Source organism: Tautonia rosea, from assembly GCF_012958305.1.
Taxonomy (GTDB): domain Bacteria; phylum Planctomycetota; class Planctomycetia; order Isosphaerales; family Isosphaeraceae; genus Tautonia; species Tautonia rosea.
On sequence record NZ_JABBYO010000006.1, the window covers coordinates 261255 to 277919 of the forward strand.

The 16665-nt window shown below is 65.1% G+C and carries 16 protein-coding genes; 10 read left to right on the forward strand and 6 right to left on the reverse strand.

The window, feature by feature from the left end; translation table 11 throughout:
* Nucleotides 1-337: 337 nt before the first annotated feature.
* Both HG800_RS12750 and HG800_RS12755 read left to right on the forward strand, forming a co-directional pair.
* Entirely contained in the window at nucleotides 338-1468 is a 1131-nt protein-coding gene (locus tag HG800_RS12750; RefSeq protein ID WP_169977005.1) for a glycoside hydrolase family 88 protein, read from the forward strand.
* A 67-nt stretch (nucleotides 1469-1535) separates the two neighbouring features.
* Entirely contained in the window at nucleotides 1536-2369 is an 834-nt protein-coding gene (locus HG800_RS12755; RefSeq protein ID WP_169977006.1) for an NAD-dependent epimerase/dehydratase family protein, read from the forward strand.
* A 33-nt stretch (nucleotides 2370-2402) separates the two neighbouring features.
* Here the strand turns inward: HG800_RS12755 and HG800_RS12760 are convergent, their stop codons facing one another.
* Nucleotides 2403-3623, reverse strand: a complete 1221-nt coding sequence (locus tag HG800_RS12760; protein WP_169977007.1) for a lysophospholipid acyltransferase family protein — start codon at nucleotides 3621-3623, stop codon at nucleotides 2403-2405.
* Between the two features lie 203 nt (nucleotides 3624-3826).
* Here HG800_RS12760 and HG800_RS12765 point away from each other — a divergent pair, with 203 nt between their 5' ends.
* Genes HG800_RS12765 through HG800_RS12780 form a run of 4 tightly spaced genes read left to right on the forward strand, consistent with a single transcriptional unit; the run spans nucleotide 3827 to nucleotide 8030 of the window.
* Nucleotides 3827-5464 (forward strand): alpha/beta hydrolase-fold protein, encoded by a 1638-nt coding sequence (locus tag HG800_RS12765; RefSeq protein ID WP_169977008.1) that lies wholly within the window; start codon nucleotides 3827-3829, stop codon nucleotides 5462-5464.
* Between the two features lie 39 nt (nucleotides 5465-5503).
* Nucleotides 5504-5896: a DUF6869 domain-containing protein gene (locus HG800_RS12770; protein WP_169977009.1), complete on the forward strand. Its 393-nt coding sequence runs from the start codon at nucleotides 5504-5506 to the stop codon at nucleotides 5894-5896.
* Between the two features lie 41 nt (nucleotides 5897-5937).
* Nucleotides 5938-6456, forward strand: a complete 519-nt coding sequence (locus HG800_RS12775) for a GNAT family N-acetyltransferase (RefSeq protein ID WP_169977010.1) — start codon at nucleotides 5938-5940, stop codon at nucleotides 6454-6456.
* Entirely contained in the window at nucleotides 6453-8030 is a 1578-nt protein-coding gene (locus HG800_RS12780; RefSeq protein WP_169977011.1) for a sugar ABC transporter ATP-binding protein, read from the forward strand. The genes HG800_RS12775 and HG800_RS12780 overlap by 4 nt, the downstream gene beginning before the upstream one ends.
* A gap of 48 nt (nucleotides 8031-8078) precedes the next feature.
* On the opposite strand, the gene HG800_RS12785 is transcribed toward HG800_RS12780, so the two are convergent.
* Nucleotides 8079-8903 carry a hypothetical protein gene (locus HG800_RS12785; protein WP_169977012.1) on the reverse strand — a complete coding sequence of 275 codons (825 nt, stop codon included), beginning with the start codon at nucleotides 8901-8903 and terminating at the stop codon, nucleotides 8079-8081.
* On the opposite strand from HG800_RS12785, the gene HG800_RS12790 reads away from it, so the two are divergent.
* The 4 genes from HG800_RS12790 (at nucleotide 8902) to HG800_RS12805 (ending at nucleotide 12703) form a co-directional block, all read left to right on the forward strand.
* Nucleotides 8902-9162, forward strand: a complete 261-nt coding sequence (locus HG800_RS12790; RefSeq protein WP_169977013.1) for a hypothetical protein — start codon at nucleotides 8902-8904, stop codon at nucleotides 9160-9162. The genes HG800_RS12785 and HG800_RS12790 overlap by 2 nt on opposite strands.
* Nucleotides 9163-9316: 154 nt before the next feature.
* Nucleotides 9317-9751 (forward strand): hypothetical protein, encoded by a 435-nt coding sequence (locus tag HG800_RS12795; RefSeq protein ID WP_169976847.1) that lies wholly within the window; start codon nucleotides 9317-9319, stop codon nucleotides 9749-9751.
* A gap of 317 nt (nucleotides 9752-10068) precedes the next feature.
* Nucleotides 10069-11913, forward strand: a complete 1845-nt coding sequence (locus tag HG800_RS12800; protein WP_169977014.1) for a sodium:solute symporter family protein — start codon at nucleotides 10069-10071, stop codon at nucleotides 11911-11913.
* A 4-nt stretch (nucleotides 11914-11917) separates the two neighbouring features.
* Nucleotides 11918-12703 (forward strand): glutamine amidotransferase, encoded by a 786-nt coding sequence (locus tag HG800_RS12805; RefSeq protein ID WP_169977015.1) that lies wholly within the window; start codon nucleotides 11918-11920, stop codon nucleotides 12701-12703.
* 428 nt (nucleotides 12704-13131) lie between these two features.
* On the opposite strand, the gene HG800_RS12810 is transcribed toward HG800_RS12805, so the two are convergent.
* From HG800_RS12810 to HG800_RS12825, 4 genes are all read right to left on the reverse strand, one after another.
* Complete coding sequence (locus HG800_RS12810; protein WP_169977016.1) at nucleotides 13132-13839, reverse strand: heme-binding protein; 708 nt, start codon at nucleotides 13837-13839, stop codon at nucleotides 13132-13134.
* Nucleotides 13840-13983: 144 nt separating this feature from the next.
* Nucleotides 13984-14403: a hypothetical protein gene (locus HG800_RS12815; RefSeq protein ID WP_169977017.1), complete on the reverse strand. Its 420-nt coding sequence runs from the start codon at nucleotides 14401-14403 to the stop codon at nucleotides 13984-13986.
* A 47-nt stretch (nucleotides 14404-14450) separates the two neighbouring features.
* Nucleotides 14451-15719, reverse strand: coding sequence for a precorrin-6y C5,15-methyltransferase (decarboxylating) subunit CbiE (cbiE, locus tag HG800_RS28225; protein ID WP_169977018.1), 1269 nt, complete (start codon nucleotides 15717-15719; stop codon nucleotides 14451-14453).
* Nucleotides 15720-15849: 130 nt separating this feature from the next.
* A complete protein-coding gene (locus HG800_RS12825) occupies nucleotides 15850-16644 on the reverse strand; it encodes an inositol monophosphatase family protein (protein WP_169977019.1) in 795 nt (264 codons plus the stop codon).
* Nucleotides 16645-16665: the final 21 nt, after the last annotated feature.

The following is a 16665-nucleotide window of genomic DNA, read 5'->3' on the forward strand; positions in this document are numbered from 1 at the left end:
GTCGGGCTCTTGGGAGGCAACTGGCAGCGATGATCTCCTTTGGCTCCCGCTTGACCCGGCCTGGTCGGGACGAGCTTGGCCCTCGGCGGATCGTTCGCGGAATGCGACGATCGGCGAAGATGGGCCGGATTCCCCTGGGGGAAGACGAGGGCCCGAGGTTGGTCAGACGCTGGTCTCATCGCCCTGACGCCGAGTCTGCGGGCCGATCACTCTGCCGATCGGTGCCGGGCTCGGATCGGATCATCCTCGATCGCCGCCGATGCCCCCAACGATTCCCTCACGCTGACGTCCGATTGCGGACCGTCCTCCTTTCCTGGTGGACCGGAGAGCCCGAAGCATGGCCGAGCCCCAACTTGTCGACCTGGCCGACCTGAAACCGCGCCTGCAGCGGACCTTCGATCACTACGCCTCGAAGTTCGGCACCCTGATCGATCACCACCCTGACTTCTTCCCGATCTACACCGAAGGGGGGCGGTGGCGGCACGGCGGAGAACTTTGGACCGACTGGTGCGCCGGCTTCCTCACCGGCATCCTCTGGCACTGCTACCGCCGCATTCGCCACGAATGGTGGCGCGACAAAGCCGAGCACTACTGCCGACTGCTCGAACATAAGCAGCACGACCGCGACGTGCACGACCTTGGCTTCATCTTCCTGAACTCGTACCTCCCCTGGTACGAGGTCACCGGCGACGACTCGAAGAAGCAGGTTGTTGTCACCGCCGGCCAGACGCTCGCCAAGCGATTCCGAGAACGAGGGCAGTACCTCTGCTCGTTCATCGGGCCGGAAAGCCTGTTCATCGACATCATGATGAACGTCCCGGTCATCTTTTACGCCGCCAAAGAAACCGGCGACGAGCGACTTCTTGAGATCGCCAGGGCCCACTGCCGGACCACCGAACGGACCATTGTTCGCCCCAATGGCAGCACGGCTCACGAGGGGATCTTCGATACGAATACCGGCGAGTTCCTTCGTCAGAGCACCCACCAGGGGCTTTCGGCCGAGTCGGACTGGACCCGAGGCCTGGCCTGGTCCTTGTACGGCTTCGGCACGGTTTACACCTATACGAACGACCCGGCCGACCTGGCCGTCGCCGAGCGCAACGCCGACCACTTCATCGACCGCTGCCCCGACGGCCTCATCGCTCCCTGGGACTTCGACGCCCCCGAAGGCGACCGCATGGCCGACAGCTCCGCCTCGGCCATCGCCGCCTCGGGCCTCTGGCAGCTTGCCGACCTGACCCGCGACCCTGCCCGAGCCGCCCGCTACCAGGACGCCTCCCTGACGATCCTTAACTCCCTCTGCTCCGACGCCTACGTCTCCTGGAACGAACCCGAGTGGGAAGGCGTCCTCAAGCACGGCGTCTACCACAAGCCCAAGGGGCTCGGCGTCGACGAGTCCGTCATGTGGGGCGAGTTCTTCTTCCTCGAAGCGATTTGCAAGGTCCTGTCGATGCTCGACGGGGACTGATGTCAACCATTCTTCCCCTTCTGCGAGTTCCCATGCCCGCCGGATCCCACGGGCCGGAGGCCCGATCATGAGCCACAACGGCGGCCCCGCTGAAACGCCAAGTCAACCCAACGGTTTTCCGAACCTGCCGATGATCGACGACGACCTCGGGCCGATCGACTCTGAAGATCGGCCGACGGTCCTCATCACCGGCGCCTGCGGATACCTCGGACGCAAGCTCCGCACCCAGTGGGGCGATCGCTACGACCTGATCCTCCTCGACCGCACTCCCGGTCTCGACAACAACGAGGTCATCGCCGCCGACTTGACCGAGCTGGACGACGATTGGGCCGAGCTGTTTCACGGGGTTGATGCTGTGGTTCACCTTGCGGCCCACTCGCACCCGAATGCCTCGTGGGATGCCCTGGTCGGTCCGAACCTCGACGCCTTGCCCAACGTTCTGAACGCCGCCGTGCTCGCGGCGGTCGATCGCTTCGTCTTCGCCAGCTCCAGCCATGCCATGTGGGGCTACCGTGACGACGGCACCGGCCCGATTGCCGAAGATCTTCCCCCCCGGCCCGATGGCCCGTTCGGGGCTTCAAAGCTCGCGGGAGAGCGGTTCGGGCGCAGCGTCTCCCAGGCCTTCGAGCTGACCTTCGTCGCGATCCGGGTCGGCTGGGTCCAGCCCGACCCGAACGATCCGGCCACCTTGCCCGACGACTGGGCCCGATCCCTCTGGCTCTCGGACCGCGACCTCGCCCAGCTTGTCGAGTGCGCCCTCTGGTCCGAGCTGGACGACCGCTTCCTCGTCGTCAACGGTACCTCTCGCAATCGCCAGAGCCGATGGCCGATCACGCGAGCCGTTGAGATGCTCGGGTATGCTCCCCTCGACGATGCCTTTGCCTCCTCGGAGACGGAATGAGCAGGCTCGAACGCGTTCTGCCAATGCTCATGCTCAGAGGGGGCGTCCCGGCCCGATGGCATCGAGGAGCCCCTGAAGGCGTTCCTCCAGCGTTGTGGTCAGCGCCGAGGCGGCGCGTCGGGGACGCTCGGAGCCGTTGGCGAAGGCTCCCACGTCGATCGGCTCCCCGACTCGGACCACGGCCCGTCGCGGCCCTCTCGGGCTCGGAAACGGGATGCCCAGCGTATCCTGCTCCAGCTTCAACAGCACCTCGGCGGCCCGTTCCAGGGTTGGGCAGTCGCGGACGTAATCGCCGGGGTAGCTGAACATCTGAATGACCACGAACAGGTCATTCAGGTCCTGGCGGGCCTCGGCGATCGGCTCCGGATCGGTCCGGGCGTTGCTCAGCGCGTCGAGGCAGGCCCTCCGCAACTCCTTTACCCGCACCGGCACCGGTCCCGATTTCCGGGTACCGAACCGGCGTTCCTCCATCGCGCCGAGGATATGCTCCCGCAGCTCGGCCAGTCGATCGGCCAGCGGTCCGCTTCGGGCCGAGCCGAGATACTCGATCTCCTTCAAACAGACCGCTCCTTCGGCGAAGGCATAGATGCGGTCGACGAGCGACCGGCCTGGCCTCGTCTGGCGGCGGAGGTGGGCTTCCAGGGAGGTCATCTGGGCGTCGAGGGCCGGACGGGGGTCGTGATCGTCGAGAAACCGGTATTTCAAGCCAATCGGGACGATCCAGACCGTCTTCCCCGCCGCTCGCCGTTTCTTGAGGGCCGAGCAGGCGATGGTCGCCACCCCTTCCCGGATCGGAGTGAGCCGGTCGGCCATGTGGTAGATCTCGCCTTCCGGGAACACGACCAGGGGGTTCGGCCGATCGCCGAGCAGCTCGACCGCGGTCTTGAAGGCCCGGAGGTCAGTCCCCTCGCGGTCGACCGGGAAGCACCCGACGCGGGGCAAGACGTAGCCGGCTTTCCCTTGGAAAATCTGGAACGCGGCCATGTAGAAAAACGGCCGATGCAGCCGCATGCTCAACTCAAAGACAACCCCGGCGTCGGCGTCGTCGCAGTGGTTCGGGGCGATCAGGACCCCGTCTCCGCGATCGATCAGCTCGGCCAGCCGGTCGAGGCCCTCGATGTCGTACTGTTCGATTCGTTGCTCGCGGCGGAGCATTCGTCGAAAGGTGATCGCTCCGGCTCGGACCCAGAACGGCGAGACACTCGGGGCTCGAACACGGTGGGTCAACTCGTCCGACAAGGGTAAGCGCCTCATTTCACCCTCGGATTCTCGGGATTTTTGCAAGGATCTGGTTCGAGTCGGGTCCACCAACCACGACGATCGCTCACCGGCATGATGAGAATCGGAGGCCGAGCCATGCCACCTCCGCGGCGATCGGTCCCTTTCGTCGAGGGGGCCGACAACGTTAGGATACGTCGTCAATCCTGCCCGAGCCGATTTTGAAGGACAACGCCCCGATGACGCTCAACCGCTGGCTCGCGCCGCTTTCTCTCTGTCTGGTGATGACCACGGTCGAGGCCCAGGGCTTCGGCTCCCTTCCGACCCGGAGCGCTGAGCCTGTGGAGCCGATCCCCGCGACCACGGGCCAGCCTGATCCTGCCGCCGTGACTGCGCCGGCGGTCGGCCTCGCCCCCCGATTCGAGGTCAGCGTGGTCGAAGGGTTGCTCGACGCTCCGACCGACGGCCGTCTCGTCGTGATCCTCTCGCGTCGTGCTCGCCCCGAGCCGCGAGACGCCCTCAGCCTGCCCGTCCCTGGCTCGCCGGCCGTGCTGGGCGTCGATGCGGAACTGGTCGCCCCCGGCACGGTCACGCTCGTCGATGCTTCGGCCCGGAGCTTCCCCATCGCGGCCCTGGAGAACCTGCCTGCCGGCGACTATGTCGCTCAGGCCGTGTTGATGCGCAACCCGGATTTGCTCCTGCTCGACGCCCCCGGCAATCTCTCCAGCGCCCCGACTCCCGTCCGGCTCGATCCGGCCGACACCGATCCGATCTCTCTGGAACTCACCCGGATCGACCCCCCCGAACGCCTGCCCGACGATACCGATCTGGTCCGTTATCTGAAGGTTCCGTCGAAGCTGTTGAGCGAGTTCCACGGTCGGCCGATGTTCCTCCGTGTCGCCGTGGTCCTCCCTCGGGATTACGGCAAGGACCCGAGCCTGCGCTATCCGCTTCGGGTCCACATCGGCGGCTTCGGCTCGCGCTTCACCGCCGCCCGCCGTCGGATGGCTGAGGGTTCCCCCTTCCGCCGGATGTGGCTCGACGACGACACCCCACGCTTCCTCATGCTCTTTCTCGACGGGGCCGGGCCGCTTGGCGACCCGTATCAGGTGAATTCGGCCAATCATGGACCGTATGGGGACGCGATCACGCAAGAACTGATCCCCTACGTCGAGCGCCTGTATCGCGGCATCGGCCAGGGATACGCCCGCGTCCTCGACGGCGGATCGACCGGCGGCTGGGTGTCGGTCGCGCTCCAGGTCTTCTATCCGGATTTCTTCAACGGCTGCTGGTCAAGCTGCCCCGATAGCCTCGACTTCCGCTCCTTCCAACTGATCAACATCTACGACGACGCCAACGCCTACACCACTGCCGACGGCACCGAGCGCCCCGCCTTCCGCCGCGAAGACGGCACCCCCGTCTACGCCATGCGAGACGAGTGCAGCCTCGAAAACGCCCTCGGCCTGGGCGGTTCGTGGGCCATGTCCGGCGGCCAGTGGGGTTCCTGGAACGCCACCTACAGCCCGAGAGGCCCCGACGGTCGCCCCGTCCCCCTCTGGGACCCCGTCACCGGCGCGATCGACACCTCCGTCCTCGACCACTGGGCCAAGTACGATATCCGCCGCGTTCTCGAAACCAACTGGCAGATGCTTGGACCCAAGCTGCGCGGCAAAATTCATATCTGGATGGGCGATGCCGACAATTTCTTCCTCGAAGACGCCCTCCAGCGCCTCGAAGCCTTCCTCGAGACCGCCGACCCTCCCTTCGAAGGCTCCATCGTTTACGGTGCAGGGGAAGGCCATTGCTGGTCTGGCATCACCGAGTCGGAGATGATGCAGCAAATGGCCGAGGCTGTGGTCTCGGGAGCACCCCGCTAGGAATCCGTCGCCCTGTCTGCCGAAACGTGGGACGGTTCGATGGACGTCGAGACCGCGATTCGAAACGCCGAAGCATTACTCCCCGGCGAGCCGGTGCCGGTTGACGAAGGCGAGGACCCCCGCTGGCAAGCCATTCTTGAGGTGGAGGATTTCGTCGAGTCGGACCCCGAGCCCGTCTGGTTATTCATTGCTCGCTGGGGCGGCCATCCTCAGGAAGACTTGCGGAATGCGATCGCGTGCTGTCTGCTGGAGCATCTGCTCGAATGCCACTTCACCGCATTCTTCCCTCGTGTCGAGGAACGGGCTTTGGATGAACCGCTATTCGCAGAGATGTTTTTGCGATGCTGGCAGTTGGGGCAGTCCGAGGAGCCCGGCAACGCGGAACGGTTCGAATCGCTGAGACACCGAATCCAGGCACAAGCCAGAGCGTAGCAGGCTCGCCGCATCGCCCGATTGTTCCATGACCCTTTGCCATGACCATCTCCATCCGCCCGTTTCGCGAATCCGACCGCTCGATCCTTCGAGCCATGACCATCGAGGCCTTCGAAGGCGTGTCGATCGACCACAACATCGACCGCCTTCTCGGTCCGATCGCGGCCGAGGACTGGCGGACCCGCAAGGGGAAGCACGTCGATGACGACCTCGATGCCCCCGGTGGCGAGGTTGCTGTGGCCGAGGATGAGGGCGGTCGGGTCGTCGGCTATGTCTCGATGCGCTACGATTACGGAGCGAAGGTCGGGCAAATTCCCAACCTCGCCGTTTCCAGCGATGTTCGGGGGCAGGGGATCGGGCGCACCTTGCTTGAGCATGCGATCAGACGATTCCGCGAGCAGGGGATGACCGTCGCCCGGATCGAGACGCTCGATCAGAACCCGATCGGTCAACACCTTTATCCATCGGTCGGCTTCCGGGAAGTTGCCCGGCAGATCCACTTTGCCATGCCCTTGACCGACCCTGACCATTCCCAGGCAAAGGGGACCGCCCCGCAATGACCACCAACACCGAACTGACCTGGATCAAGGTCGATCCCGATGAGGTTCCCCCCCGCCTCGTCATGGAAGGAATCACCAAACGATTCGGTGGTGTTCACGCGCTCGAATCGGTGAACTTGAACGCCAGAGCGGGGGAGGTTCACGCCCTTTGCGGAGAGAACGGCGCGGGCAAGAGCACCCTGATGAAGATCCTCGCCGGGGCGATTCCCGAGTACGAGGGCCGCATCATCCTTGACGGTCGCGATCGCCGTTTTCAGGGGCCGAAAGATGCCGAGGACGCCGGCATCCGCATCATTCACCAGGAGCTCAACCTCGTTCCCGACCTGAGCGTCGCGGCCAACATCTTCCTTGGGAGAGAACGTCGTTCGCGGCTCGGACTGATCGACGACTGGGCGATGGAGCGGGCCGCCTCGGCGTTGTTTGATCGGCTCGGCACTCCCATCTCGGTCCGGGCGAGGGTCGGCGACCTTCGGATCGGTGATCAGCAGATGGTCGAGATCGCCAAGGCCCTGGCCTTCGATGCCCTCGTCCTCATCATGGACGAGCCGACCTCGGCCCTCTCCGATGCCGAGGTCTCGCGGCTGTATCGCGTGATCGGCGACCTGAGGCAATCGGGAACGACGGTTCTTTATATTTCGCACAAGATGAATGAGGTCTTCACTCTTGCCGACTGGGTGACCGTGCTTCGCGATGGATCGTTTGTGGCCTCAGCCCCTCGCAAGGAAATCCAGCCTGCCCAGGTCGTGCGCTGGATGGTCGGCCGAGAGATCGCCGACTTCGAGTTCGAGGCGAACGTCCCCCAGGGAACACCCGTGCTTCAGGTTGAAGGGCTCTCGCTGCCCAGCCCTGCCGGCAGCGGTCGACCGACGCTCCGCGACCTGAATTTGACCGTTCGACCAGGAGAAGTCGTCGGCATTGCCGGGTTGCTTGGGGCAGGGCGAACCGAGCTCCTGGAGTCGCTGTTCGGGGCCTCGGCCGATCGTCCCAGCGGAACCATCCGACTCGACGGCCAGGAAGTTCATTTCCAAGAACCGGCCGACGCCATCGCGGCCGGGGTCGCGCTTGTCACCGAGGACCGCAAGACCCTCGGTCTCTTCGACCAGATGACCGTGGCCGAGAACATCACGCTCGCCCAGCTTCAGGCCCTGGCCACCCTGGGCGTTGTTTCGTCGGCCGCCGAGCGCGAGGCGGTAGCACGCTCCATTGATCGGCTCCGGATCAAGACCCCGTCCGGTGAGGTGCCGGTCCTGAGTCTCTCGGGAGGCAACCAGCAGAAGTGCATTCTCGCCCGATGGCTCCTGACCGAGCCGAAGCTCCTGCTGCTGGATGAGCCGACACGCGGGATCGACGTCGGGGCGAAGGCCGAGATCTATGCCCTCATTCACCGCCTCGCCGAGCGCGGCATGGCCATCGTGATGACCAGTAGCGAGCTTCCCGAATTGCTCGCCGTCAGTAGCCGAATTCTCGTGCTTTGCGAGGGGAGGCTCACGGCCGAACTTTCCCGATCGGAGGCGACCGAGGAAGCCATCATGGACGCCGCGACCCGATTCCTTGACCGGGTGGCGGCATCCTGAGTGTTCGATTCGGCACCGGACCGGGTCGTGAGTCCCCTCCGCGACCGATCAGGGGGTCTCGGCGGTCGGCTCGTTCGCGTCGGCCGGGGCTTCGTCCGCTGCAGGAGCCTCGGCCGGTTCGGGGGGGGCGGAGGCGGGAGGAGGATCGGCCAGGTCGATGAGCGTGGCATCAAGGCGGCCGAAGAAGTCGAGCGTCGTCTGCGAGGCCAGCGGGTCGTCGATCGCGGCCAGTTGCGCGAAGATCGGCCTGGCGAAGCTGGCGAGTTGATCACGGGCGAAGGCGACATCGGTGACATTGGCCCTGCCTTGAAGCCGGTACTGCTCCAGGGCAATCAGGGCGGCCTGCTCCACGGCGCGACGGGTCGCGGCGGGGGTGGAAAGGAGCCCGGCGGGCCACTGGATCGCCCCCTCGGAGTCGAACAGCATCTCAATCCGACGTTCAAGGGGCAGGGCAGGGGCGACTCGGGTCGGAACCGTCCGTGGCAATCCGGTTTCGACATCGAGCTTCGTTTGCATCCGCAAGGCTTCGCGGCGCTGGTCGCGCCAGGCGGCCGCGGCGGCCTGCTGCTTCAGGGCGTCGGCTGCGGTGGTGGGGCGGGCCGTCTGAAGGGCCTGGGCGTTCGGCTGGATTGCGGGAGGCATGTAGATCGGCGGCACGGGTGGCCTGTAGCCGGTCGCCGAGAGTCCGCTCCAGCCGAAGGCATAAGGCCCCCAACCGTAGGGGCCGGACCCACCAATGTAGACGTAATTCTGAAACGGGCCGTATGGCCCTGATTGCGGCTGGGCCGAGGCCGAGGTGGGCCAGCTCAGGCCCACGAGGACCGCGGTCAGCAGCGCCACCGACGCCGATCGGGGCAAAGAATCGGTCTTCATGATCGCAGTCCCCAGAGGTGCGGATTGGTTTCCGATCACACATTCGAGTTTAAGTCGTTCGGTGATCGATGACTACGAACATCGCAGGAAAAGCTCCAGGGAAGTCAAGCAACGGGCATTCCCGGTCGATACAAACATCATAGGGAGTTTTGCCGAGGTCGGCGTGCCGAACCGCGGACGATCCGAGCAGCCGGTCGAAACCTCCCGGTCTCTTTTCGTTGCGGATCTGATGCCCGAATGGCCGATCACCTTATCGTGATTGATCCCAAACGCCAGGCCGAGTCGGTTTGCTCGGTCCAGGGTGTGGATCGGTCCCCCGTTTCCAGAGGGCCGGCTTGGGATCAGGGAAGCAGAATGAACGCCTCGCAGGTGGTCCGGAGTTGACCGCCACAAGACCAAGGAGGGTCGAACCGATGTCGACGTCCCGCATGGGAGGCCCCATCCACGCCGGTCGGCGAGCGATCTGGGCCGGGATCGCCGCCTTCGGCCTGTTCGGGGCCGTCGGCTGCCAGGTCGAGTATGCCGGCATGACCTTGCCGACGGGCAAGTATCTTTTCGACGACGTCCAGTACTTCGCCAAGGGACCTGACTTCCCGCTGGCGAATACGCAGGCCGCCACGCAGCGGGCTCAGATGCAGGCTCAGGGTATCGAGCCTTATGGCGCTCCGCCGGCTGCCGGCATGGTCGCACCGGGCGGTGTCCTGTCCGCTCCGGGTGGAGCGAGCATGATCCGATCCATCCCTGGCGGCGGTTCTGACATGGAAATCGAACAGGCTCGCCCGCCGATCCAGGCTCCTCCTCCGGGCGAACAGCTTCCGGGCATGGTTCCCCCTCCCGGCAACTTCTAATTCTTCGTGACGCCGACCCCTCTGGCTCAAGAGTCCGGAGAATGTGACTCTTAACCCTCTCCCCTCCGTCGGGGGAGAGGGTGGCTGCAAGGCCGGGTGAGGGGACTGGTGAGATCGTATCGTTTCGTTCCGCACGAAACGGAACCGCTCCCCTCCCGGGTGCGATCCATCAAGACGATCGAACGGCCCGGATGGCTTCGGCGATCCGGGCCGTTTCGTCGTGCGCGGCGGGTGCTCGCTTGACCCGCCCGATCGGCCTCATGAGAATGCGTCCTTTTCCCCCAGGGAGATGCCCGAGCCAACCCGAGGGCCTGCGCGTGCTGCTTCGAACGATCGACTGGGCCATTATCGGCACCTTCTTCGCCTTCACCTTGATTGTCGGGCTCGTCGTCTCCCGAAGGGCAGGGCGGACGCAGTCCGATTTCTTCCTCTCCGGGCGGGGCATGCCCTGGTGGCTGCTTGGCACCTCGATGGTTGCCACCACCTTCGCGGCCGATACCCCGTTGCTGGTCACGAGCATCGTCCGAGAACAAGGCGTGGCCGGTAACTGGGTCTGGTGGGCCTTCCTGCTCACCGGCATGCTCACGGTCGCCGTCTTCGCCAAGCTCTGGCGGCGATCAGGCATCCTGACCGACGTTGAATTTTATGAACGTCGCTACGGCGGGGCTCCCGCGGCGTTCCTTCGAGGCTTCCGCGCCCTCTACCTTGGCCTGATCTTCAACGTCCTGGTCATGGCCAACGTCACCCTGGCCGCGGTCAAAATCGCCCAGGTCATGTTCGATTTCAGCCCGGTTCAGGCAATCCTGGTCGCGGCCACCGTCACCGTGATCTTCAGCGCCGCCGGAGGCTTGCGGAGCGTCTTGCTCACCGACTTCGTCCTGTTCCTGATCGCCATGACCGGTTCGATCGGCGCGGCGGTCGTGGCCCTTCGACAACCGGAGGTCGGCGGCCTGACCGGCCTGTTCGCCAATGAGCAGGTTCAATCGCGTCTGGCCCTCTGGCCGAGCCTCGATTTCAGCTCGACCGCCTCGCTGAACGCGGCGATGACCATCTTGATCATTCCCCTGGCTGTGCAGTGGTGGGCCGCCTGGTATCCCGGAGCTGAGCCCGGCGGAGGCGGATACGTCGCCCAGCGGATGCTCGCCGCTCGGAGTGAGTCGCACGCGACCGGCGCGACCTTGCTCTTCAACTTCGCTCACTACGCGCTGCGTCCCTGGCCCTGGATCCTCGTCGCCCTGGCGTCTCTGACGATCTACCCCGACCTCGACTCGCTTCGCGCCGCCTTCCCGAAGGTCGGCGACACGATGGTCCGTGACGACCTGGCCTATCCGGCCATGATGAACCGGATGCCCCCCGGCCTGCTCGGCCTGATCGCCACGTCGTTGATCGCCTCGTACATGTCCACCATCTCAACGATGCTCAACTGGGGATCGTCCTACCTCGTTCACGACTTCTGGCTCCGGTTCGTTCGGCCGAAGGCGTCGGAACGCGAGCTGGTCCGGCTCGGCCGATTCCTGACCGTGGCCCTGATGGTCCTGGCCTGCGTGATCGCCTTGCAGCTTCAGAGCGTTTACGAAGGGTTCCAGATCTTGCTGAAGGTCGGGGCAGGGACGGGCCTGATCTACATCCTCCGCTGGTTCTGGTGGCGGCTGAACGCCCTGGCCGAGATCGTGGCGATGGCCGTCTCGTTCCTGATGGCCGCCGGCTTCGTGGTCCTGAGCCGGATTGCCCCCGAGCAAACCCCAGCCGACTGGCTCCAGTTCCTCATCATCGTCGGCGGCACCACGGCGTGCTGGATTGTCGTTTCACTCGTCACGCCTCCGGAGCGAGAGGAAACCCTTCGAAACTTCTACGACCACATTCGCCCGGGAGGGCCAGGCTGGAAGGCGGTCATCCGCCGCGCCCATGCCGAGGGGGCGCTGCTCGACTGCGACGGTTCGTGGAACATGCGGAGCGAACTGGTCTTCCTGATCGGCGGCTGTGCCTCGATCTACGGCGCACTGTTCGCCACCGGCCTGATCCTCTACGGCCGCGCGATCCCCGCGATGCTTGCGGTGCTGGTCGCGCTCGCCGGAGGGGCCGCAATGGCCGTCACCTGGCGAAGGGTTGCTTCAGGAACGGCCGAACCTGCCACGCCGGGTCCGATCGGGGAGGATCACTAATCGCATGGCGAACATTTATTATGTGGGCGACTGGGCCATCATGATGGGCCCGATCTTCGCCGAGAGTCCCTTCAACTACGAATACAAAGGGACCGAGATTTTCAACTACGGGACATGGCTCGTCGAGGCGCTTGAGTCCTCCGGCGAGCACACCGTTACCAGTGTCCCCGCCTGGGATTTCTACCGCCTCGCTCCAGGAGAATTCGACCGGATTCTCGATGAGTACGACCTCTTGATCTTCTCCGATGTCGAGGCCCGAAACTTCCAGCTCCACCCGTCGTTCTTCGACCGCTCGAAGTTCGGCACCGAGCCGCTCACCTTTCCCGACCGCGTTCGCCTGACCGTCGAGGCGATTCACCGCGGCACGCACGCCCTGTTCCTCGGCGGCTGGCTCAGCTTCAACGGCGAGTGCGGCAAAGGAGGCTGGGGTCGCACCCGCTTGGCCGAAGTCCTCCCCGTCACCTGTCTCGATTACGAAGATCTGCGCGAGAGCACCGAGGGCTACCGGATGGTCCCCACCGCCGGTGATCATCCCGCACTGCGCGGGATTGACCTGCACGCCTCTCCGCCGATCCTCGGCTACAACATCACCCGACCCCGACCCGGCTGCGAGGTCCTGGCCACTTGGGGAGACTCCCCCGATCCTGCGCTTGCTATCGGCCAGTTCGGCTCCGGCCGGGTCGCGGCCTACACCTCCGACCCCGCGCCTCACTGGGGATGTAACCTCGTGTACTGGAGCCAGTACCAAACGCTCTGGCTCAACCTTGTCCGGTGGCTTCTAACTTCATGAGCACCCAGCCCCGAGCGTGAGTCGTGTCTGTCTCGTTCACCCTCGTCCCCGATCGTGGGGGAGAGGGTGGCGGAAGGCCGCGTGAGGGGATCGATGCGAAGAACGTTTCGCGTTACGACCCCAACCCCCTCACGGAACTCAGAGCTCTCCCATCGGGAGGGAAGCAGTACGAACGCTACTATTCAGGATGCAACGGCCGGCATCCCCGCCTCGGTCGGGCATCCGACCGCTCCCTCCGGCTCCGAAGACACTCCCGTGCCCTCGCCGATCGGAGCAGACACGATCGCGGACATCGCCTGATCGTTGCGATTCCGGGGAAAATCTGCGGCTTCGGGATTCTTCGCGGCAAGGGGGCGACCGTCGGGAGTGATCGCCCCAGTTTCCACCAACGCTGCGTACATTAATCCGAGATGCATCACGTCTTTATCTCAACGGGAGGGTTCGGGATTCTCGGGCGTCTCCGACGGCTTCTCGCCCGTTTCGGCATCGGCGTCAACCTCGAGAGCCTCACCGGCCGGCTTGACGGGAATCTGCACTTCCCAGAGTTGCCGGTTGGCCGGCGTCATCGGGCCGTGATAGCCGAGCCGTCGCGGAGGGCCGGCCTCGGTCCACTCCTTGCCGTGCTCGTCGATCCAGGATCGGAGCCGCTTGACACCGCTCGCCATCTCCTCGGGAGTCATGACCCCCTGGAAGCCCAGCGCCACCACGGTCATCGGCGCGAAGTCTTTCACTTCGACCGGGCCGACCCCCTTACCGGCTTCCCCCTGATCGGGCCGTTCGTAAAGGAATTCCATCGACAGGTCGCCGCGAAGCGACGGATCGACAGCGATCTCGGGGTCGAGGTAGGTGTTGATCACCGGCGCGGTCATCTCCACCTTGCTCTCGCTGATGTGCCGGAAGAGCCAGAAAAAGAGCATATCGCCGGAGCGCATGCTCATCGAGTCCCCCTTCGTCCAGGCGCTGCGGTACGCCGGATACTGCTTGATCTCGATTTCGCCCGGCACGGTCGGATCGGGGAATCCCTCGGGCAGCGGAGCATCCGGCGCGGGCAGGTCTCCCTGCTGTGCCAGGGCAGGGGAGGTCAACAGAAAGAAGGCCATCAGGCAAACGAAGGGGGCGGCGTTCATACGAGTCATCCTCGAAAGTCCTGGGTTGCGTCGCAATCGGGAGAAGAATGTCGAACTGACAGATTCCATCCCCCATTTGGGATACGCACCGCTCCCCCCCTCGTCAAGTTTGCCGACCCCACAAGGCGATTCCCATCGCTCGCGGCCGCTTGATCAATCGCTCTCCTTGTGCGATCGGCGCAACAACTCAACTTCCCGACGACGGCGGACGTCTCGCTTCGGCTGAGGATCCCAGTCCAGTTCCTCGGCCTCCAGCCACTGGGCGGCCTGGTTTCTCAGGTCGTCGGCCACGGGCACACCCCGCTCGGCATGAAGCACCACCACCCCGCAAAAGGCCAGCCGAGCGAGGTCGTCCCAGGCGTCGCGGTCGGTGCCGAACTCCTCCTCGACCGCGTCGATCGCCGCGGCCAGGGTTTCGGGATTGGCAAGCTGCCGATGGACCTCCTCAACGGGCATTGGGTTGCGATCACTCATCAGGTCGTCGTAAGCCCCGCCGTGCACGCGATCCATCGCTGCGTCGATCGCGTCGTTGGCCTCGTCCACCTCGTAACTCCGCACGCCCCAGTGCCCCATCAGAACCGCTCCTGCTTCAGAAACGCGCCTTGGTCTCGAGGTTCGAGTCAGTCTGCCGTCTTGCCCACAGCCAGCAGGTAGCTCGGGCTGTTCGAGTGAAACCGCAGGCGGTCAAGCTGCTCGACCCCTCGGGAGATGTGCACGTCCCAGACCTGAACGTCCTTGGCCAGTTCCTTGAGCAGTCGGTGCGCTTCGACCAGCGCCTCGACCGATGCCACGTTGACCGCCATCCGTCCTCCGGGACGCAACCGCTGAAAGGCCGCCCGCAACACCAAACCGACATGACGCCCCGTGCCGCCGATGAACACCGCGTCCGGGTCGGGCAGATCAGCCAGCGCATCGGGAGCCCGGCCCGCGATCGGTTTGACGTTCGACACGCCGAACTTCTCGGCGTTGACGGGTATCAAGGCCAGGTCGTCGGCCCTCGGCTCAATGGCGAAGACCTCCCCCTCAGGGGCAAGCAAGGCTGCCTCAACCGCCACCGATCCCGTCCCCGCCCCCACGTCCCAGACCACCGAATCGGCCCGGATGTTCAACTGCGCGAGCGCGATCGACCGTACCTCTGCGGTCGTCACCAAGGAGCGCCGGGGAAGGTTCTGGAAGAAGACCTCGTCCGGGTTGCCAAACCGGAGCCGACCGGCCTGGTGATCGGCTCTGGCCGAGTGATCGACCGACCGCACCAAAATCAAGACGTGCAGCGGGTCGAATTCCATCTCCGCCAGCTCGCTCAGGCTCGCCTGCGTCACCCGCTCGTCGGGAGAGCCGAGGTGCTCGCAGACGAACGCCCGGTAGTCTTCGATCCCCCGATCGAGCATTGCCCGCGCCAGCTTCCAGGGTGGGCAGCGGTCGCTGGAGAACAAGCCCACCTTCTCGGCGTTTCGGATGCGCGACACGATCGCCTCGACCGGCCGAGAGCCGAGGTTCGCCAGATAGGCGTCGTCCCAGCTCTCCTTCACCCGGGCAAAGGCCAACTGCATGCTGCTGACGTGCGGAACGATCTCGAACCGCTCTTTCCCCAGCCGTTCGCACAGGTAGCGGGCGATCCCGTAAAACAAGGGGTCGCCGGTGCTCACCAGCACGGGACGCTCGGCGTCCGAGGCCATCACCTGCCGGACCTGATCGACCGCCTCGACCATGTCGCTCGACAGGGGCACCTTCCGAACGCCGAGGTCCTCGACCGTCTTCAGCGCCGACGGCGACCCGAGGATCACATCCGCCCCGGCCAGGATCCCCCGGGCCGATTCGGTCAGGCCGGCCAGGCCGTCGTCTCCCACCCCCACGATCACGACCTTGTTCGTCGTCGTCGATTCGGCCACCGTGGTTGGCCCTCCTGCCGTGCCGCTGTTCGCTCGTCTTGGATTTCGACTCCGCCGGCGCGCGTCCGCCCGGATCGTCCCAGGATACCAGGGGCGCGGTTGGAATCGAAGTCACCCGAACCGGCTCGTGTCACGGCAATCGCGTCGTCTGGCTCATCAAAGCGGCCAGGCGTCGCGGCGGCGCGGTGAACGTGGGGACCGTGATCGGCGTCTCCGCGATCAACTCGGCGGGGGTCAGAGATCGCCCCTCGATCGTCCCAAATCGGCACCCGGCCTCGTGGGCAATCACCGCCCCGGCGGCCAGGTCGTGCGCCTTTTCCCCCAGGTGGCAGACCGCGACCAGGCGACCAGAGGCCACCCAGACCAGCTCCGAGCAGCACGACCCCAAGTCCCTCAGCCGCCCGACCACGCTCCTCGGGTCAATCACCCGCAAGGCATTGGTGCCGATGCACACGTTGTCCTGCTGATGGAAGCCGTCCTGATCCTCCGCGCTCTGGATCGGCTCGCCGTCTCGCCAGGCACCTCCCCCTCGGGTCGCCCAGTACAGCTCACCGAGCAAGGGCAGGGCGATGACCCCCAGCACCGGCTCTCCCCGGTCGATCAAGCCGATGCTCACGGCCCAGATCGGCAGGCCATGCACCAGGTTTCCCGTGCCGTCGATCGGGTCGATCGACCACCGCCTCGGCCCCGATCCCCCTTCGTTGGCATATTCCTCGCCCGTCAACAGATCGTTCGGAAATTGGTCTCCCAGCCGGCTCCGAATGAGCAGCTCCAGGTCCCGATCAAGGTCGGTCACATAGCCGAGATTCGCCTCTTTCTCTTGTGGTCGGACCCGAGCGCATCGGCTGCGGGCAATCTCGGCCGTCTCCTGAGCAAGCGATTTCACAAACTCCAGTTCGACGGCATACGGGTCAGCGGGCGACATGGGGATTCCGAAAGGGAGTGA